Genomic DNA, 19,785 nt, shown 5'->3' with positions numbered 1-19,785 from the left:
ATGACATGGAGAGATCGCTGTTTAGTTGTTATTGCTATTTGGAATAGTATCGTATTTCTGACCTATGGTTTAGATAAACGAAAAGCTATCCAAAAGAGGTGGCGGATTCCTGAAAAGGTCCTGTTACTTGAGAGCTGGCTGCTTGGTTGATTCGGAGCTCTACTAGGTGGATATCTCTTTCACCACAAGGTGCGGAAATGGTATTTTCAAGCTACCTGGTGGGGCAGTAGCCTTCTTTTAGCAGGTGCCCTCTTTCTAATCCTTCAATGGATTTCCTAACAAGAAGATAAATGGAGAAAGACGATGAGTGGAAAATCTATCTTTGATAAACTTTGGGACCGCCACGTGATTACAGGAGTGGAAGGGCAACCCCAACTCATGTATGTGGACCAACACTACATCCACGAAGTGACGAGTCCGCAAGCCTTTCAAGGATTACGGGACGCAGGACGCAAGGTCCGACGACCTGATTTAACCTTTGGAACCTTTGATCACAATGTTCCAACGGTCAATATTTTTGATATTCGAGATGTGATTTCAAAAGCCCAGATTGATAAATTAGCTGAGAATGTGGTGGACTTTGGGATTGATCATGCTGCCCATGGTTCTGCCAAGCAAGGAATCGTTCATATGGTGGGCCCTGAAACCGGTCGGACCCAGCCTGGAAAATTTATTGTCTGTGGAGACAGCCACACCGCCACCCACGGAGCCTTTGGTGCCATAGCCTTTGGGATTGGAACCAGTGAAGTGGAGCATGTCTTTGCCACCCAAACCATCTGGCAAGTCAAACCAAAGAAAATGTTGGTTGAATTCACTGGAACCCCACAAAAAGGGATCTATTCAAAGGATTACATCCTAGCTTTGATAGCGCGCTACGGTGTTGCTTGTGGAGTTGGCTATGTCGTAGAGTATCGGGGAGAAGCAATTGATCGCTTGACCATGGAAGAACGCATGACCATCTGCAACATGTCGATCGAGTTCGGATCCAAAATGGGGATCATGAATCCTGATGAGACGACCTTTGACTACCTCCGAGGACGTGAATGTGTGCCAGATGATTTTGAGGCCGCAGTAGCTGATTGGAAGACTCTGGTTAGTGATGACGATGCCGTTTATGATAAGGTCATCCGTATGGATGTATCTGATCTTGCTCCGATGGTGACTTGGGGAACCAACCCTTCAATGGGAGTGGACTTTGAGACTCCGTTTCCAGAGATACGAGACATGAATGATGAACGGGCTTATCATTATATGGATCTCGAACCTGGCCAAAAACCAGCAGACATTGAATTAGGCTATATCTTTATCGGTTCTTGTACCAATGCGCGTCTCAGCGATTTGGAGTTGGCAGCCAAGTTTGTGAAAGGCAAAAAAATTGCGCCCAACTTAACTGCTATTGTGGTACCTGGCTCTCGTCCGGTTAAGCAAGCCGCCGAAAAATTAGGTTTAGACAAGATCTTTATGGATGCGGGCTTTGAATGGCGTGATCCAGGATGCTCTATGTGTCTAGGAATGAACCCAGACAAGGTTCCAGATGGGGTCCATTGTGCCTCTACTAGCAACCGGAACTTTGAAGACCGCCAAGGATTTGGGGCTAAAACCCATCTCTGTAGCCCAGCAATGGCCGCTGCAGCAGCAATCGCCGGTCGCTTTGTCGATGTGCGGCAAATGCCGGAAGTCGAGTAAAAGGAGGAAGCATGGAGAAATTTACCATTTATACAGGAACAACAGTTCCTTTGATGAACGATAATATTGATACCGACCAAATCCTCCCCAAGCAATTCTTAAAGTTGATTGATAAAAAAGGTTTTGGGAAATACCTCATGTATGCTTGGCGCTATTTGGATGACCAGTATACTGAGGATCCAGATTTTATCTTTAACAAGCCAGAATACCGCAAGGCAACCATTTTGATCACTGGTGACAATTTTGGGGCTGGTTCCTCTCGGGAGCACGCAGCCTGGGCTTTAGCTGATTATGGCTTTAAAGTCGTTATCGCTGGATCTTTCGGAGATATCCATTACAATAATGAGCTTAATAATGGGATGCTGCCGATTGTCCAACCACTAGAGGTTCGTCAAAAATTGGCAAGTTTGAAGCCGGCAGATCCAGTGACGGTGGATTTGGAAGAGCAGAAGATCATCTCGCCTGTTGGAGAGTTTCGCTTTGAGATCGATCAAGATTGGAAACACAAATTGCTCAACGGCTTGGATGATATCGGGATTACGCTTCAGTACGAAGACTTGATTGCAGCTTATGAGAAGAACCGGCCAGCTTACTGGCAATGATAAAATTGTATACTGAATTACGAATTTTCTGAAAATATATTGAATTTGAGACTATTTTTTGATACAATACTAAAAAGAATAGAAAAGGAAAGAGACTTATGACAAAACACATTCAATGGGACGGACAACTTTCACAAGAAGGATTTGACATTCTTAAAGGAGAGGGTGGCTGTATCGTTTGCCCTACCAAAGTTGGCTACATCATCATGACCAGTGACAAGGCTGGCTTGGAACGTAAATTCGAAGCCAAAGAACGCAACCGCAACAAACCAGGTGTGGTTCTCTGCGGAAGTATGGATGAACTTCGTGCCCTTGCACAATTGAATCCTGAAATCGAAGCCTTCTACCAAAAACATTGGGATGAAGATATCTTGCTTGGTTGTATCCTTCCTTGGCGTGAAGATGCCTATGCAAAATTGCAAGCTTTCGGAGATGGACGTGAAGAACTCATGACAGACGTTCGTGGAACTTCATGTTTTGTCATCAAATTTGGTAAAGCTGGTGAGCAAATCGCCAAAGAAATGTGGGAAAAAGAAGGCAAGATGGTTTACGCCTCTTCAGCCAACCCATCCGGTAAAGGGAACCGCGGGAAGGTCGAAGGAATCGGTGAGCGCATCGAAGGTGCTGTGGACTTGGTCATCGAAGCCGACGATTATGTTGCTTCTATCCAACCAGACAAAACAATTGAAACGCGCTATGAACAAGGTGTGATGGTTTCTATGGTGGATGCAGAAGGTAAACTCATCCCAGAGCAAGGAGCAGGTAGCCGTTCTGTCAATACTTGTCCAGTCGTGATCCGTAAGGGATTGGATATCGATAAGATCATGATGCACTTATCCGATCATTTCAACTCTTGGAACTTCCGCCAAGGGGAATACTATTAAGAAACAGAAAAATGCATTCCACTTTGGGATGCTTTTTTGTGAATGGATAAAAGATGGTATAATAGAGAAAACGATGTTCCAATAGAAAGGGAATTGGTATGATCTCCAGAAGAGCATTTATCGATAAAGTAAATCAGGTAGGTTTTTCCTTCAACATCCAAATCCCATGGTGGACGTACAATAACTTCAAGTCATTGGTTCGAAGAAAAAGGCTCTCTGAGGAGCAACTCTATCAGATCTTTCTTTTACTTTGTAGAGAGGTAGAAGACCGGCAAATGCAAGCTGTAGTGAATAAGAGGAAGTATCAGACAGGATTTTATGTCGCTGCATGCAATGGTCGCGAGTTTCGCTTTGAGTTTGTATTCAAAAAGAATCAACAACTAAGAGTTTATAATCTATTTGAAACAGTCAATGGTCGTAAGAAACTTACTTTGATGGATCTGCTTGATTACATTATGGATTGATGATGTATAGAAACAATAAGGGTTCACTACAGATTGATAAAAGAAAGAGTGGTTCTATGATTTCAAGAGATGAATTTTTAGAAAGAATGAATCGGGAGGGATTTTCATTTAGCATTGAAATCCCGCGCAGAAATTTTTCGGATTTTAAATCATTGGTTCGGAGAAGAAGAATTTCAGAAGAAGACCTCTATCAGCTGTTTTACAACTATTGTCAGGAACTAGAAAATTGTCTGAAAGAAGCAGGAGAGAAACGACGCTTGCTCTTCAATAAATTTCCAGTTAGCCCTGTTCATGATAAATATAAAACAAAATTTGATACAGTGGCACCCAATGGACGCCAATTTCGCTTTGAGTTTGTCTTTAGCAATGACAATCGTTTAAAAGTTTATCACATGATCGAAACTGTTAATGGTCGTAGGAGAAAAACTCCAATGGAAATATTGATGGACTTAGTCGATGCTTTATAGTTTATACAGATTTCAGAGCTTGAGAATTGTAAAATGACTTCCGTTCAAATCATAAAAAAACTAGAGTATGCGCTCTAGTTTTTTGGTTGTTGATGGGTGATGTTCTTTCCCCAAGGGATGAGATTTTCTTTTTTCTCTTTGATCCGTTGGATATTGTCCTTGTGACGAAGAATGATCAAGGTTGCTAGGGCCAAGACAATGACTGTAAAAAGCGGATCATAGCTATGCAAGATCCATCCAGTCAAAGGAAGAAGGAGGACCGATAAAATGGCGAGTAGCGCAACGGTAACACTCGAAAACGAAATCATACTGGTTAAATAAAGGCTGGCTACAAAATAAACAGCTAAAATGAGTAGCAGGATAGGCGAGAAACCAAGTAAGACACCTGCACTCGTCGCCACTGCTTTTCCACCCTTGAATCCAGCAAAAATTGGGAAAGTGTGCCCCAATACAGCTAAGAGGCCAAAGACCATTGGCGAGATCCCCTGAATTCCAAAGAAAGTCGGAAGGAGAACGGCCAAAGTTCCTTTCAAGAAATCAATCGCAAAGACGATGATCCCAGCTTTCTTCCCTAAAATCCGAAAGGTATTGGTCGTTCCAGTATTGCCCGAGCCATGTTCCCGTAAATTAATATGGAAAAAGATTTTCCCAATCCATAATCCCGAAGGAATGGAGCCTAACAGATAGGCTAAAATTAAAACACTTATTTCTTTTATCATACTCTCATTATATCAAAAAGCCATCGATAGAAAAAGCAATTTCTGGAGTTCAAGTGTGACATCTGAAGAAAGTGTCCAGCCAACATTTTGTACTGGAATGTAGAAATCTCCATATAGAGAGAAAAAATTTTGCAAAATTTCCTAAAAAACTGTAATATAGAAAAGATGAACAAACAGGAGGTTCCTTGTGGCAAAAAAGGAAATCAATATTAATAATTATAATGACGATGCCATTCAGGTACTAGAAGGGTTGGATGCGGTCCGTAAACGTCCAGGGATGTATATCGGATCGACCGACGGAAATGGCTTGCATCACATGGTCTGGGAGATCGTGGATAATGCGGTCGATGAAGCCTTGTCTGGCTTTGGATCACAAATCGATGTCACGATTAATAAAGATGGTTCTCTATCGGTAGAAGACCAGGGACGTGGAATGCCGACCGGGATGCATGCTATGGGCAAACCAACCGTTGAGGTCATCTTTACCGTCCTCCATGCTGGAGGGAAGTTTGGTCAAGGAGGCTATAAGACATCTGGAGGTCTTCACGGAGTGGGATCTTCTGTCGTCAATGCCCTTTCTAGCTGGCTAGAGGTAGAAATTACGCGTGATGGAGCTGTCTACAAGCAACGTTTTGAAGATGGGGGAAAACCAGTTACAACACTCGAGAAGATTGGCTCTGCTCCCAAGTCTAAGACAGGGACCAAGGTCACCTTCATGCCAGATCCAACCATCTTTTCAACGACGGATTTCAAATTCAATACCATTGCTGAGCGAATCAAAGAATCTGCCTTCTTGCTGAAGGACGTGACGCTGACGCTGACCGATCTCCGCAAGGAAGAAGATAACCATGTGGCCTTTCATTATGAAAATGGTGTCCAAGATTTCGTAGAGTACTTGAACGAAGACAAGGAAACTTTGACACCTGTTCTTTACTTTAGTGGCGAATCAGATGGTTTTCAGGTAGAAGTGGCCATGCAATACAATGATGGTTACTCTGACAACATCTTGTCCTTCGTTAATAATGTCCGCACAAAAGATGGGGGAACCCACGAGACGGGTCTGAAGACAGCCATTACCAAGGCTATGAACGACTATGCAAGAAAGACAGGACTCCTCAAAGAAAAAGACAAGAACCTAGAGGGATCAGACTATCGTGAAGGTTTGTCTGCTGTTCTTTCGATCTTGGTTCCAGAAGCTCATTTGCAGTTTGAAGGACAAACCAAAGACAAATTAGGAAGTCCCTTGGCTCGTCCAGTCGTCGATAGCATTGTTTCTGATAAATTAACCTTCTTCCTCATGGAAAATGGAGAATTGGCTTCTAATCTCATTCGTAAGGCTATAAAGGCCCGGGATGCGCGTGAAGCCGCTCGAAAAGCGCGGGATGAAAGCCGAAATGGCAAGAAGAGCAAAAAGGACAAGGGACTTTTGTCTGGTAAATTGACACCAGCCCAGTCTAAAAATCCTAAGAAAAATGAACTTTATCTAGTCGAAGGAGACTCAGCCGGCGGTTCTGCCAAACAAGGACGGGATCGGAAGTTCCAAGCGATTCTTCCCCTTCGTGGGAAGGTGCTCAATACTGAGAAGGCCAATATGAGTGATATCCTCAAAAACGAGGAAATCAACACCATGATCTACACCATCGGTGCTGGAGTTGGGGCAGATTTCTCAGTGGAGGATGCTAACTACGATAAGATCATTATCATGACCGATGCGGATACGGATGGTGCCCACATTCAAACCTTGCTCCTAACTTTCTTCTATCGCTATATGCGCCCTTTGGTAGAAGCAGGGCATGTCTACATTGCCCTTCCTCCTCTTTATAAGATGTCGAAAGGCAAAGGCAAGAAAGAAGAAGTAGCCTATGCTTGGACAGATAGCGAATTAGAAGAGTTGCGTCGGACCTTTGGCCGTGGAGCAACCCTCCAACGTTACAAAGGGTTGGGGGAAATGAATGCAGATCAGCTTTGGGAAACGACCATGAATCCAGAAACTCGTACCCTGATCCGTGTCACCATTGATGATTTAGCGCGTGCAGAACGCCGTGTTTCCGTCCTTATGGGTGATAAGGCTGCACCACGTCGTCAATGGATTGAAGACAATGTTAAGTTTACCTTGGAAGAAAATACGGTATTTTAATCACTTTCTACTATAAAGTAAATAAGCTGGGATGTAGAAATGGTAAGGAATCGACATGAGAACTGATACAGAAATGATGAATCTGATTTTGCAGATAGCTGAGTCCTTACAAGTGGAAGCAGTGGCCTTATCCGGTTCGCGAGCCAATCCTCGGGCACCCAAAGACGAGTTTCAAGATTATGATGTGGTCTATATTGTTGAGAATCTAGAAGACCTAATTTCTGATTCATCATGGTTGGATCAGTACGGAAATCGACTCATCGAACAGCACAATCGCCTGGGACATCGTCGTCTGTATCTCATGCTCTTTGAAGACGGCAACCGTATCGATTTGACCCTCTGTCCCAAGGAGTCTATCCAAGAGTGGGTGGACAGCGAAGCAAATTTTGAAGTTATAAAAGACGACAAAGGTTTGTTTGACTCTTACATTTCTAGTCCGAAGCGCTATTGGACCGCTCCACCTACTGAAGAGGAATTTGCAGCATCCTGCAATGAATTTTGGTGGGTATCGGCTTATGTTGTTAAGGCCATTCGAAGAAATCAGCTTATCTATGCGACCGACCACCTCTATGGCATTTGCCAGCAAGAATTGCTCAAGGTCTTAGCTTGGCAGGTGACAAGCGATAAGGGAGTAGTTGACATCGGAAAGAACTACAAGTACCTCTTCCATTATCTACCAGCCGGGCGAGAGAAGGAGTTCTCGGCTTTGCTTGATTTATCAAGTTTCGATAAAATCACTCAGTCTTTATTTGCTACCATGGGGCTATTCGATCGAGAAGCTCAAATTCTGGCCCAAAAGATGGGATTTACTTACGATAAGGAAGTAGCAGAAAAAATGACTTCTTATGCTAAAGAGAAACTTTCTAATCATTAATAAATCTATTTTAAACATCAGAAAGGAACGTTTGGTTACTTGGTGTGACTGAATTCCTTTTTCGTAAAAGACTACTCAACATTCTTTGAAAGGAGTTGAACACGCCCTGAGTGCTGTGTGAAAAAGATAAATTTCTAATTTTCACTTTGTATTTTACGGGCGTTGTACCCTATATGAGTAATATTCAAAATATGTCCTTGGAGGACATCATGGGGGAGCGCTTTGGTCGCTACTCCAAATACATTATTCAAGAACGGGCTCTTCCTGATATTCGGGATGGCTTGAAACCAGTTCAACGGCGGATTCTTTATTCGATGAATAAGGATGGTAATACCCATGACAAGGGCTACCGCAAGTCTGCCAAGTCTGTCGGTAATATCATGGGGAATTTCCACCCTCACGGGGACAGTTCTATCTATGATGCCATGGTTCGTATGTCTCAAGACTGGAAGAACCGTGAGATTCTAGTCGAAATGCACGGAAACAATGGTTCCATGGACGGTGATCCACCGGCAGCCATGCGTTATACCGAGGCGCGTTTATCTGAAATTGCTGGTTATCTTTTGCAAGATATCGAAAAGAATACAGTGCCATTTGCCTGGAACTTTGACGATACAGAAAAAGAGCCAACGGTTTTGCCTGCCGCTTTTCCAAATCTCTTGGTCAATGGGGCAACAGGGATTTCGGCTGGTTACGCGACTGATATTCCACCACATAACCTTGCTGAAGTCATTGATGCCGTGGTCTACATGATCGACCATCCATCTGCCAAGGTAGACAAACTCATGGAGTTTTTACCTGGACCTGATTTCCCAACTGGTGCCATTATCCAGGGACGGGATGAGATCAAGAAAGCCTATGAAACTGGTAAGGGCCGGGTGGTTGTCCGCTCTAAAACAGAGATCGAGCAGCTCAAAGGCGGTAAGCAGCAAATCGTTGTCACCGAAATCCCTTATGAGATTAACAAGGCTGTTTTGGTCAAGAAGATCGACGATGTCCGTGTTAACAACAAGGTGGCTGGTATCGCAGAAGTTCGGGATGAGTCTGACCGAGATGGTCTTCGCATTGCGATTGAGTTGAAGAAAGATGCCAATGCAGATTTGATCTTGAACTACTTGTTCAAGTATACGGATTTGCAGGTCAACTACAACTTCAATATGGTGGCAATTGACAACTACACACCACGTCAGGTGGGGATTGTACCGATTCTCTCTAGCTACATTGCACACCGTCGGGATATCATTGTCGCTCGCTCGCGCTTTGATAAGGAAAAGGCAGAACGACGCCTCCATATCGTAGAGGGCTTGATCCGCGTCATTTCTATCCTTGATGAAGTCATTGCCTTGATCCGAGCTTCTGATAATAAGGCAGATGCTAAGGAAAACCTCAAGGTCAGCTACGATTTCACGGAAGAACAAGCTGAAGCTATCGTTACCTTGCAATTGTACCGCTTGACCAATACGGATATTGTCACCTTGGAAGAAGAGCATGCTAGTCTCAAGGAGCAAATCGCGACCTTGGCAGCCATCATTGGGGATGAACGGACTATGTTTAACCTTATGAAGAAGGAGTTGCGTGAAGTCAAGAAGCTCTTTGGGAATCAGCGTCGCAGTGAATTGCAAGACACTGCTAAGACGATTGAGATTGATACAGCCAGTCTCATTGTTGAAGAGGAAACCTTTGTCAGCGTAACCCGTGCTGGTTATATTAAACGGACCTCGCCTCGTTCTTTCAATGCCTCAACACTGGAAGAAGTCGGTAAGCGAGACGATGACGAGTTGATTTTTGTAGAGCCTGCTAAGACCACTCAGCATCTCTTACTCTTTACCAACTTGGGGAATGCCATTTATCGACCAATTCACGAATTGACAGATACCAAGTGGAAGGATATCGGAGAGCACCTCAGTCAGACCTTGACCAATTTTGAGCAAGAGGAAGAAATTCTCTTTGCGGAGATTGTGGATCAGTTTGAGGGAGTAACCTACTTTGCGGCAACTCAACAAGGACAAATCAAGCGTTTTGAACGAAAAGAATTGAGCCCATGGCGGACTTATCGTTCTAAATCGACTAAGTATGCTAAGCTAAAAGACCAAGACGACCGTATTGTAGCAGTAGCACCAGTTGTACTGGAAGATATCATGATCATTACTAAAAATGGTTATGGGTTGCGCTTCAATATTGAGGAGGTCCCCGTCGTAGGAGCCAAAGCAGCAGGGGTCAAAGCCATTAACCTCAAAGACGGAGATCAAGTTGCTGCCGCCTTTAAGTCAACGACTCCAAGCATGTACATTCTGACTCAACGAGGTAGTCTCAAACGGATGTTACAAGACGATATTCCTGTGACCAGTCGGGCTAAACGGGGACTACAGGTCTTGCGTGAGTTGAAAAATAAACCACACCGCGTCTTCAAGGCAGGTCCAGTCTTCACTGACCAGGGAGATTTTGATCTCTTTACGAGCCAAGATGAAGTGGCAGAACAAGATCAAATTCTTCAGATCACTTCTACAACAGGGCAGGTGACAGAAATTGATTTGACGCAATTAAGCATTTCTGAAAGAACAAGCAATGGATCCTTTGTCAACGATACCATTTCGGATCAAGAAGTTTTTTCAGCTACCATCAAATAAAAGAAAGCGTCGGTCCATTCTAGGACTGACTTTCTTTAAAAATAAATTTTCTGAAAATTGAAAATTTCGCTTGAAATTCTCATGAAATGGTGTACAATAGTGTACATAGATTGAGAAACTGAATCGACCTGCATCAGATCGACTAGGAATAGAAAGAATTAAAAGGAGCATTATCATGACAGTATCACTTGATTGGGAAAACCTTGGCTTTTCATATATGAAATTACCTTATCGCTATTTGGCATATTATCGCAATGGAGCTTGGGAAAAAGGGGAATTGACAGAAGATGCGACTTTGCATTTGTCCGAATCTTCTCCAAGTTTGCATTACGGTCAGCAAGCCTTTGAAGGGTTGAAAGCCTACCGTACAAAAGATGGAAGCGTCCAATTGTTCCGTCCAGATCAAAACGCTAAACGTTTGCAACGCACAGCAGATCGGTTGCTGATGCCTCAAGTACCTGTTGACATGTTTGTAGATGCTTGTAAGGCAGTGGTAAAAGCCAATGAAGAGTATGTTCCACCATATGGTACAGGAGCTACCCTTTACCTTCGTCCACTTTTGATTGGGGTTGGTGATATTATTGGTGTGCATCCAGCAGATGAGTATATCTTTACCATCTTTGCCATGCCTGTCGGTAACTATTTTAAAGGTGGTTTGGTCCCAACGAACTTCTTGATTCAAGATGAGTATGACCGTGCTGCACCACATGGTACAGGGGCTGCAAAAGTTGGTGGGAACTACGCAGCTAGTATGTTGCCAGGTAAGATTGCGCATGATCGTAACTTCTCTGACGTGATTTACCTCGATCCAGCGACTCACACCAAGATTGAAGAAGTTGGTTCTGCAAACTTCTTTGGTATCACTGCTAATAACGAATTTGTGACGCCATTGAGTCCGTCTATTTTGCCATCGATCACCAAGTACTCTTTGCTTTACTTGGCAGAACACCGTCTTGGTATGACACCAATTGAAGGGGATGTCTTTATTAATGAGCTGGATCGCTTTGTAGAAGCAGGAGCTTGTGGTACCGCAGCTGTCATCTCTCCGATCGGAGGTGTTCAACACGGTGATGACTTCCATGTCTTCTATTCTGAAACAGAAGTAGGTCCTATCACACGTAAGCTCTATGACGAGTTGACCGGTATCCAATTTGGCGATGTCGAAGCGCCAGAAGGATGGATTGTCAAAGTCGATTAAACCGAAAGCATCTGAGATAAAAGTGTCCAGGCTTCAATGAGAACGAGTCTTAACGAAGGACGTAGTAGCTAAAGTTTCTCTTCATTCGCTTTTAGGCTCAAAAGAGTGCCGAATGACCTTTTCGGGGGTGGGAGAAAGAAGGAATTTCTAACTAAATTCTTTCTGCCCACTCCCTTTTCTCTTGCGTCATCAAGAGAATTTTTGTAAAATAGAAAAAGTGAAAAGAGGGTTGAAATGAGTAAAAAAGATAAGAAAATTGAGATTCAAATCGTTGATAGTAAAGTAACCGTCGGAAAAGACACTTTTGATGGATTCACTTTGTCCATTGGCAAGAAAACGATTGGTGAAATTGCAGACATGGGTGGGCAATTTGCCATTATCAAAAATGGAAATGTGGATTCTCTTTACAAAAAACTTGAAAAAGCCGTTGAAATTTTGATAGAAAATTATAATTTGAATAAATAAGGGCTTGCAATCATAATAAATCAATGGTATAATAGATCCTGTTGATTTATATGGAGAGATAGCGAAGAGGCTAAACGCGGCGGACTGTAAATCCGCTCCTTCGGGTTCGGGGGTTCGAATCCCTCTCTCTCCATTTCATTCATGGGGTATAGCCAAGCGGTAAGGCAAGGGACTTTGACTCCCTCATGCGTTGGTTCGAATCCAGCTACCCCAGTTCTTAGGTAATATCAGATAAGTGATAAAATATCTATCCAGGTATTTTATTTCTTTATAGGATGAGTCGTTAAAGATTGTAGATGATCTCATTGCGAGTGCTTGCTTAGGAAAAATAATTATAAGTATGTCAAGTTTTAGAAAACTTGATTGTTGGAGGATTTTTTAGATGAATGAATTTGAAGATTTGCTAAACAGTGTTAGCCAAGTTGAACCAGGTGACGTTGTTACTGCTGAAGTATTGACAGTTGACGCGAACCAAGCTAACGTTGCAATCTCTGGAACTGGTGTCGAAGGTGTCTTGACTCTTCGCGAATTGACAAACGATCGTGATGCTGACATCAACGACTTGGTAAAACCAGGTGAAACACTTGAATTGCTTGTTCTTCGTCAAGTAGTTGGTAAAGATACTGATACAGTAACTTACCTTGTATCTAAAAAACGTTTGGAAGCTCGCAAAGCATGGGACAAATTGGTTGGACGTGAAGAAGAAGTTGTTACTGTTAAAGGAACTCGCGCTGTTAAGGGCGGACTTTCAGTAGAATTTGAAGGACTTCGTGGATTTATTCCAGCTTCAATGCTTGATACTCGTTTTGTACGTAACACTGAACGTTTCGTAGGTCAAGAATTTGATGCTAAAATCAAAGAAGTAGATCCAAAAGAAAACCGCTTTATCCTTTCACGTCGTGAAGTTGTTGAAGCTGAATCAGCTGCAGCACGCGCAGAAGTATTTGGTAAATTGAACGTTGGTGATGTCGTAACTGGTAAAGTTGCACGTATCACAAGCTTCGGTGCCTTCATTGACCTTGGTGGTGTTGATGGATTGGTTCACTTGACAGAATTATCACACGAACGCAACGTATCACCTAAATCAGTTGTAACTGTTGGTGAAGAAATCCAAGTGAAAGTTCTTGACTTGAACGAAGAAGAAGGTCGTGTATCACTTTCATTGAAAGCTACAACCCCTGGACCTTGGGATGGCGTTGAACAAAAATTGGCTGCTGGTGATGTTATCGAAGGAACTGTTAAACGTTTGACTGACTTCGGTGCATTCGTTGAGGTATTGCCAGGTATCGACGGACTTGTACACATCTCACAAATTTCACACAAACGTGTTGAAAATCCAAAAGATGTTCTTAAAGTTGGACAAGAAGTAACTGTTAAAGTTCTTGAAGTAAATGCTGCAGATGAACGTGTATCACTTTCAATCAAAGCTCTTGAAGAACGTCCAGCTCAAGAAGAAGGCGAAAAACAAGAAAAACGTCAATCTCGCCCACGTCGTCCAAAACAAGAAAAACGCGACTTTGATCTTCCAGAAACTCAAACTGGATTCTCAATGGCTGACTTGTTTGGCGATATCGAATTGTAATATTCAAAAGAGGCTGGGACAAAAGTCCTAGCCTCTCAATTATTTTTGGATTGTCGAGCAAGACGCAGTGGTTGAGTGGGCTCTACTACGCTGATTTCATCAGCTTTTATAGCCCTACTCAACTGTGCGGAGGTGAGACGACGAAATCGAATTCTAACGAATTACCGATTTCTGTCCCACTCTCTTTTTTACTTGTAAAATTCTCAAGAATTTGATATACTATAACAGTTGCCACCCTTAGTGTAATGGATATCACGTAAGATTCCGGTTCTTGAGATGGGGGTTCGATTCCCTCAGGGTGGATAGAAGGAAAGGTTGAGTGTTCTCAGCCTTTTATTTTTTGTTCAATTAAAAAAGACTCTCGAAATTTGAGAGTCTTTTCCAATCAGATTAGTTTTTTGATGCTTCTTGGAATTCAGGGTTTTTCCATGCTTCATCAATAATTGCTTTCAATTCTTTAGCAGAAGCGTGCATTTTTTGAAGTTCTGCATCATTCAATGGAATGTTTACTGGACGTACAATACCGTGTGCTCCAACAACAGCTGGTTGACCGATAAAGACATCATTGATTCCATATTGACCTTCTTGGAATACTGAAAGTGGAAGAACCGCATTTTCATCATCAAGAATAGCCTTAGTGATACGAGCAAGGGCAACAGCGATACCGTAGTATGTAGCACCTTTTTTGTTGATGATGGTGTAAGCCGCGTCACGAACACCTTCGAACAATTCAATCAATTCAGATTCTTGAACGTTTTGAGTGTCTTTAAGGAATTCTTCAAGGTTTACACCAGCGATGTTAGCGTGTGACCATACAGCGAATTCTGAGTCACCGTGTTCACCCATGATGTAGGCGTGTACTGAACGAGCGTCCACATCCAATTTTTCAGCCAAAGCTTGACGGAAACGAGCTGAGTCAAGAGAAGTACCTGATCCGATAACACGTTCTTTAGGGAATCCAGAGAATTTCCATGTAGAGTATGTCAATACGTCAACTGGGTTAGCAGCTACGAGGAAGATTCCGTTAAATCCTGATTCAACAACTTGTGTTACGATTGATTTATTGATCGCAAGGTTTTTACCAACAAGATCAAGACGAGTTTCACCTGGTTTTTGAGGAGCACCTGCAGTAATTACAACAAGGTCAGCGTCCGCACAGTCAGCATACTCAGCCGCATAGATCTTCTTAGGTGAAGTGAAGGCAAGGGCGTGGCTAAGGTCAAGCGCATCTCCGACAGCTTTTTCGTGCAATTGAGGAATTTCGATAATTCCAAGCTCTTGTGCAATTCCTTGGTTAACAAGTGCAAAAGCGTAAGATGAACCTACAGCACCGTCACCGACAAGGATAACTTTTTTGTGTTGTTTAGTCAAAGTCATGAGTCTAAACGTCTCCTTCATTTTTTTTTGAGATAGATTCTCATACGTCTTCATTCTACCACTTTTGAAAGTCTTTGTCATCTGATACAGTATGAATCCTTGATGTAAACGTTTTTACTTTAGTGTTCCTAAGAAGAAAAATAGGCTAAAATGTGTTATAATAGTATGGTGAATTAAGTAAAGAGAGGCATTTTTTGAATGCAGGATAAGAATCTAATTGATGTGAATTTAACATCAGAAATGAAGACGAGTTTTATCGATTATGCCATGAGTGTTATCGTTGCTCGTGCCTTACCTGATGTTCGTGATGGTTTGAAACCTGTTCACCGTCGTATTTTGTACGGAATGAATGAATTGGGTGTTACACCAGATAAACCACATAAGAAGTCAGCCCGTATTACAGGGGATGTTATGGGTAAATACCACCCACACGGAGATTCCTCTATTTATGAAGCCATGGTTCGGATGGCGCAATGGTGGAGTTATCGCTACATGTTAGTGGACGGTCATGGAAACTTTGGTTCTATGGACGGTGATGGTGCCGCTGCACAACGGTATACCGAAGCCCGTATGAGTAAGATCGCTCTTGAAATGTTGCGGGATATCAACAAAAATACAGTTGATTTCGCTGATAATTATGATGCCAGCGAACGCGAACCTTTGGTCTTACCTGCACGTTTCCCTAACCTTCTCGTCAATGGTGCTACAGGGATTGCCGTTGGGATGGCTACTAATATTCCTCCACATAATCTGGGAGAAACCATTGACGCAGTGAAGCTGATGATGGATAATCCTGAGGTAACGACCCGTGAACTTATGGAAGTTCTTCCTGGTCCAGATTTTCCGACAGGTGCTTTGGTCATGGGGAAATCAGGTATCCACAAAGCCTATGAAACAGGAAAAGGCTCAATCGTTCTTCGTTCTCGTACAGAAATTGAAGTAACTAAGAGTGGCCGTGAACGGATTGTTGTTACTGAGTTCCCTTATATGGTCAATAAAACCAAGGTTCACGAGCACATCGTTCGCTTGGTGCAAGAAAAACGGATCGAAGGGATTACAGCTGTACGTGATGAATCAAACCGTGAAGGGGTTCGTTTTGTGATTGAGGTTCGCCGAGATGCTTCGGCTAACGTTATTTTGAACAACCTCTTTAAGATGACACAAATGCAAACCAATTTTGGTTTCAATATGTTGGCGATCCAAAATGGCGTTCCAAAGATCCTTTCTCTTCGTCAAATTTTAGGTGCTTATATTGAGCACCAGAAAGAAGTGGTAACTCGCCGGACCATCTTTGATAAAGAAAAAGCGGAAGCACGTGCCCATATCTTAGAAGGTTTGCTCATTGCCTTGGATCATATCGATGAAGTGATCCGGATTATCCGCAATAGCCAGACAGACGCTGAAGCACAAGCTGAATTGATGGCTAAATTCAAGCTTTCTGAACGTCAAAGCCAAGCCATTTTGGACATGCGTCTTCGTCGTTTGACCGGTTTGGAACGAGACAAGATCCAGAGTGAATATGACGACTTGGTTGCCCTGATTGCTGATTTGGCTGATATTTTGGCTAAACCAGAGCGTGTGGCGACTATCATCAAGGAAGAATTAGAAGAAGTCAAACGCAAGTTTGGCGATGCTCGTCGAACTGAGTTGATGGTAGGGGAAGTTCTTTCTCTTGAAGATGAGGACTTGATTGAAGAAACAGATGTCTTAATTACCCTTTCTAATAAAGGATACATCAAACGTTTGGACCAAGCTGAATTTACTGCACAAAAACGTGGTGGACGTGGGGTCCAAGGAACTGGTGTCAAAGATGATGACTTTGTTCGTGAATTGGTTTCTACGAGCACCCATGATCATTTGCTCTTCTTTACCAATAAGGGGCGTGTCTATCGTCTGAAAGGTTATGAGATTCCAGAATATGGCCGGACAGCTAAAGGATTACCAATCGTCAACCTCTTAAAATTGGACGAAGGTGAATCGATTCAAACCATTATCAATGTGGAGCAAGATCGCAGTGATGAGTCTTATCTCTTCTTTACGACGCGACAAGGTGTAGTCAAGCGCACTAACGTAGCAGAATTTTCAAATATCCGTCAGAACGGTCTGAAAGCTCTGAACCTACGGGACGAGGATGAATTGATCAATGTCTTCCTTACAGATGGCAATACTGACGTCATTATCGGTACCAAATATGGATATTCAGTCCGCTTTAATGAGGCAGTAGTTCGGAATATGGGACGTTCTGCTACAGGTGTACGTGGTGTGAATCTCCGTGATGGAGACAAGGTTGTTGGGGCAAGTGTTATTACCGACCAGGACGAAGTATTGGTCATTACTGAAAAAGGGTATGGTAAGCGGACGATAGCTGGCGAATACCCAACCAAGGGCCGTGGTGGTAAAGGAATCAAAACAGCCAATATTACAGAGAAAAATGGTCCGTTAGCTGGTCTTTTAACCGTTAAAGGGGATGAAGATCTGATGATCATTACCGATACCGGAGTTATGATCCGGACAGGTGTGGCTGACATTTCTCAAACGGGTCGTTCGACTCAGGGTGTGAAAGTCATGAGACTGGATCAGGATGCGAAAATTGTGACCTTTACAACTGTCCAGCCTGATGAAAAAGATGAAGAAGTAGTGGAAGAAAACGAATAGATAAGGGGACAGCATGTCACGCAAAAGAAAAAAGAAAAAGAGTTTACGCAATACTCTTATCAACATCGTTGCAACACTTTTGATTATTCTCTCGCTTCTCTTGATTTTCAATGCTCCGATCCGAAACATGATTATGGTTTGGCATACCAACCAATATCAGGTTAGCAAGGTCGATAAAAAAACCATTGATAAGAATAAAGAAGTGAAGACGAGCTTTGATTTCCAACATGTCCAGTCACTTTCGACGGAAGCTGTCATCAATGCCCAATGGCAAGCTCAAAAACTACCAGTAATTGGGGGAATTTCGATTCCTGAATTAAACATGAACCTTCCGATCTTTAAGGGGCTTGAAAATGTAGCCCTCTACTACGGAGCAGGGACCATGAAGGAAAACCAAGTCATGGGACAAGGCAATTATTCTCTTGCTAGTCACCACGTATTTGGCCTAACTGGAGCAAATGCCATGTTATTCTCACCATTAGAGAAAGCCAAGGCGGGTATGAAGATCTACATCACGGATAAAGAAAAAATCTATACTTATGTCATCTCGTCTGTTGAGACAGTGACTCCGGACCGTGTAGATGTTATTCAAGATCGTGAAGGCGTTAATGAGATCACCTTGGTGACCTGTGAGGATGCTGCAGCGACTTACCGTACGATTGTAAAAGGAAATTTGGAAACCTCTGTTGACTATGACAAGGCTCCAAAAGACATCCTGGATTCATTCAGCAAGTCTTATAATCAAATGCAACTATAAGAAAATAAAGCCCATGGCAGAGATGCCAGGGTTTTTTCTATGTAGGAAGCGAAGCTAGGAGAAATTCTTGTAAAATTGTAAGAGATTGGTAATATAATGTAAGGAACTTGTCATAATATTGAGGGAAAATCAGTATATAATAAAGGGGAAAGAGTATGATAAGGAGGTAGAATAGTGACAAAAGAGCGAATTTATCATCTCTTGCATCATTTCTATAATCTCTTAGTAAACGATTTTCCACGAAATGGTTTAATTACGAAAGGAATCTACGAAGTAGAGCAAGTCTACCAAGCTTTAGAGGCCATTCCTCAGAGTCAGGAGTACTTGATCCGCTGTGAAATTCAACAGTTTTTAAAGGAGCTTGAACAAGTTCAAACAGGTTATCAGATCCGCTTTAATAAAGATGAAGTCTTAGTGTTAGATGATTTGAAACAAGAAATTGCCTGTAAATAATGAAAGGTTGTCGTTTTCTCCATTTATTACGAATTAATAAGTGAGGAGGAAATTATGTACGACATATCATTTATTGAACCATCTTTGCTTCCTAGAGAACGTTTGGTTTCTGAAGGGGTGGATAAGCTGAGTCATCAAGAATTGTTATCCATTCTCTTAAGGACAGGCAATAAGCAAAAAAGCGTTTATGAGATTGCACAAGGGCTTTTGAGCTCCGTTAATAGTTTAAAGGAGTTAAGTCAATTAACCCTAGAGGAGCTGCAGGAAATCTCTGGGATTGGCCGGGTGAAGGCCATCGAACTTCAGGCTGTGATTGAGTTTGGACGAAGGATTCATAAAGACGAATTGATGAGTTCTGAACAAATCATGAGCAGCCAGAAATTGGCCCATAAAATTCAACAGGAAATCGGCCATAAGAAACAGGAGCACCTGGTTGCCCTCTATTTGAATACACAGAATGAAATTATTCATCAACAGACCATTTTTATTGGAACCGTGAATCGAAGTATTGCGGAGCCACGTGAAATCCTGCATTATGCACTGAAGCACATGGCAACCTCTATCATCTTGGCTCACAATCATCCATCTGGTGCCGTATTTCCCAGTAAAAATGATGATGAAGTAACGCAACGAGTTTTAGAGGCCTGTGAAGTGATGGGTTTAACCCTATTGGATCACTTGATTGTATCTGAAGAAAACTATTATAGTTACCGTGAAGAGACCGATTATTTGGTATAAAAAAGAGAGTGGGACAGAAATCAGTAATTCGTTAGAATTCGATTTCGTCGTCCCACCTCCGCACAGTTGAGTAGGGCTGTAAAAGCTGATGAAATCAGCG

At 42.6% G+C, this 19,785-nt stretch carries 17 protein-coding genes, 3 tRNA genes and 1 pseudogene; 19 read left to right on the top strand and 2 right to left on the bottom strand.

The genetic code is table 11. From position 1 onward, the window contains the following. The 6 genes and pseudogenes from NFR56_RS06690 (at position 1) to NFR56_RS06665 (ending at position 4,103) form a co-directional block, all read left to right on the top strand. Positions 1–279, top strand: a pseudogene (locus NFR56_RS06690) (DUF1294 domain-containing protein). Between the two features lie 24 nt (positions 280–303). After that, a complete protein-coding gene (gene leuC, locus NFR56_RS06685) occupies positions 304–1,686 on the top strand; it encodes a 3-isopropylmalate dehydratase large subunit (protein WP_023917999.1) in 1,383 nt (460 codons plus the stop codon). Positions 1,687–1,697: 11 nt separating this feature from the next. Further along, on the top strand, positions 1,698–2,288 hold the full coding sequence (gene leuD / locus NFR56_RS06680; protein ID WP_251458204.1) for a 3-isopropylmalate dehydratase small subunit: 591 nt from the start codon (positions 1,698–1,700) through the stop codon (positions 2,286–2,288). Positions 2,289–2,386: 98 nt separating this feature from the next. Beyond that, the gene (locus NFR56_RS06675; RefSeq protein ID WP_251458201.1) at positions 2,387–3,172 is read left to right on the top strand and encodes an L-threonylcarbamoyladenylate synthase; all 786 of its coding nucleotides are present in this window, start codon (positions 2,387–2,389) and stop codon (positions 3,170–3,172) included. Between the two features lie 98 nt (positions 3,173–3,270). Beyond that, complete coding sequence (locus NFR56_RS06670) at positions 3,271–3,636, top strand: hypothetical protein (RefSeq protein WP_251458199.1); 366 nt, start codon at positions 3,271–3,273, stop codon at positions 3,634–3,636. Positions 3,637–3,692: 56 nt separating this feature from the next. Continuing rightward, positions 3,693–4,103: a hypothetical protein gene (locus NFR56_RS06665; RefSeq protein WP_049522554.1), complete on the top strand. Its 411-nt coding sequence runs from the start codon at positions 3,693–3,695 to the stop codon at positions 4,101–4,103. Positions 4,104–4,177: 74 nt separating this feature from the next. Here NFR56_RS06665 and plsY read toward each other — a convergent pair whose 3' ends face one another. Further along, on the bottom strand, positions 4,178–4,822 hold the full coding sequence (gene plsY / locus NFR56_RS06660; protein WP_049473029.1) for a glycerol-3-phosphate 1-O-acyltransferase PlsY: 645 nt from the start codon (positions 4,820–4,822) through the stop codon (positions 4,178–4,180). A 187-nt stretch (positions 4,823–5,009) separates the two neighbouring features. On the opposite strand from plsY, the gene parE reads away from it, so the two are divergent. From parE to NFR56_RS06615, 9 genes are all read left to right on the top strand, one after another. Beyond that, positions 5,010–6,959, top strand: a complete 1,950-nt coding sequence (gene parE / locus NFR56_RS06655; RefSeq protein ID WP_003007156.1) for a DNA topoisomerase IV subunit B — start codon at positions 5,010–5,012, stop codon at positions 6,957–6,959. A 55-nt stretch (positions 6,960–7,014) separates the two neighbouring features. Beyond that, positions 7,015–7,833, top strand: coding sequence for an aminoglycoside 6-adenylyltransferase (locus NFR56_RS06650; protein ID WP_251458197.1), 819 nt, complete (start codon positions 7,015–7,017; stop codon positions 7,831–7,833). A gap of 173 nt (positions 7,834–8,006) precedes the next feature. Next, positions 8,007–10,460 carry a DNA topoisomerase IV subunit A gene (gene parC / locus NFR56_RS06645; protein WP_031576994.1) on the top strand — a complete coding sequence of 818 codons (2,454 nt, stop codon included), beginning with the start codon at positions 8,007–8,009 and terminating at the stop codon, positions 10,458–10,460. 175 nt (positions 10,461–10,635) lie between these two features. Next, complete coding sequence (locus NFR56_RS06640; RefSeq protein WP_021153134.1) at positions 10,636–11,658, top strand: branched-chain amino acid aminotransferase; 1,023 nt, start codon at positions 10,636–10,638, stop codon at positions 11,656–11,658. Between the two features lie 234 nt (positions 11,659–11,892). After that, positions 11,893–12,123 (top strand): DUF2969 domain-containing protein, encoded by a 231-nt coding sequence (locus tag NFR56_RS06635; RefSeq protein ID WP_021153135.1) that lies wholly within the window; start codon positions 11,893–11,895, stop codon positions 12,121–12,123. Between the two features lie 52 nt (positions 12,124–12,175). Further along, positions 12,176–12,256 (top strand) — tRNA-Tyr (locus NFR56_RS06630). 9 nt (positions 12,257–12,265) lie between these two features. Next, positions 12,266–12,337, top strand: a tRNA-Gln gene (locus NFR56_RS06625). Positions 12,338–12,505: 168 nt separating this feature from the next. Beyond that, positions 12,506–13,705 carry a 30S ribosomal protein S1 gene (rpsA, locus tag NFR56_RS06620; RefSeq protein ID WP_003011990.1) on the top strand — a complete coding sequence of 400 codons (1,200 nt, stop codon included), beginning with the start codon at positions 12,506–12,508 and terminating at the stop codon, positions 13,703–13,705. Between the two features lie 231 nt (positions 13,706–13,936). Continuing rightward, positions 13,937–14,008 (top strand) — tRNA-Arg (locus NFR56_RS06615). Positions 14,009–14,095: 87 nt separating this feature from the next. Here NFR56_RS06615 and NFR56_RS06610 read toward each other — a convergent pair. Continuing rightward, on the bottom strand, positions 14,096–15,082 hold the full coding sequence (locus NFR56_RS06610; RefSeq protein ID WP_037607876.1) for an L-lactate dehydrogenase: 987 nt from the start codon (positions 15,080–15,082) through the stop codon (positions 14,096–14,098). A gap of 198 nt (positions 15,083–15,280) precedes the next feature. On the opposite strand from NFR56_RS06610, the gene gyrA reads away from it, so the two are divergent. The 4 genes from gyrA to radC all read left to right on the top strand — a co-directional run bounded on the left by gyrA (position 15,281) and on the right by radC (position 19,685). Continuing rightward, entirely contained in the window at positions 15,281–17,737 is a 2,457-nt protein-coding gene (gene gyrA / locus NFR56_RS06605) for a DNA gyrase subunit A (protein WP_134974476.1), read from the top strand. A gap of 13 nt (positions 17,738–17,750) precedes the next feature. Then, positions 17,751–18,494 (top strand): class A sortase, encoded by a 744-nt coding sequence (locus NFR56_RS06600; protein WP_014713268.1) that lies wholly within the window; start codon positions 17,751–17,753, stop codon positions 18,492–18,494. A 174-nt stretch (positions 18,495–18,668) separates the two neighbouring features. After that, positions 18,669–18,947, top strand: a complete 279-nt coding sequence (locus tag NFR56_RS06595; RefSeq protein ID WP_003003299.1) for a hypothetical protein — start codon at positions 18,669–18,671, stop codon at positions 18,945–18,947. Between the two features lie 54 nt (positions 18,948–19,001). Next, the gene (gene radC, locus NFR56_RS06590; protein ID WP_070846282.1) at positions 19,002–19,685 is read left to right on the top strand and encodes a RadC family protein; all 684 of its coding nucleotides are present in this window, start codon (positions 19,002–19,004) and stop codon (positions 19,683–19,685) included. Positions 19,686–19,785: the final 100 nt, after the last annotated feature.

Source organism: Streptococcus caecimuris (genome assembly GCF_943193075.1).
GTDB lineage: Bacteria > Bacillota > Bacilli > Lactobacillales > Streptococcaceae > Streptococcus > Streptococcus caecimuris.
Note: the sequence above shows the minus strand (reverse complement) of the source record. Positions and strands in the feature narration are given on the sequence as shown.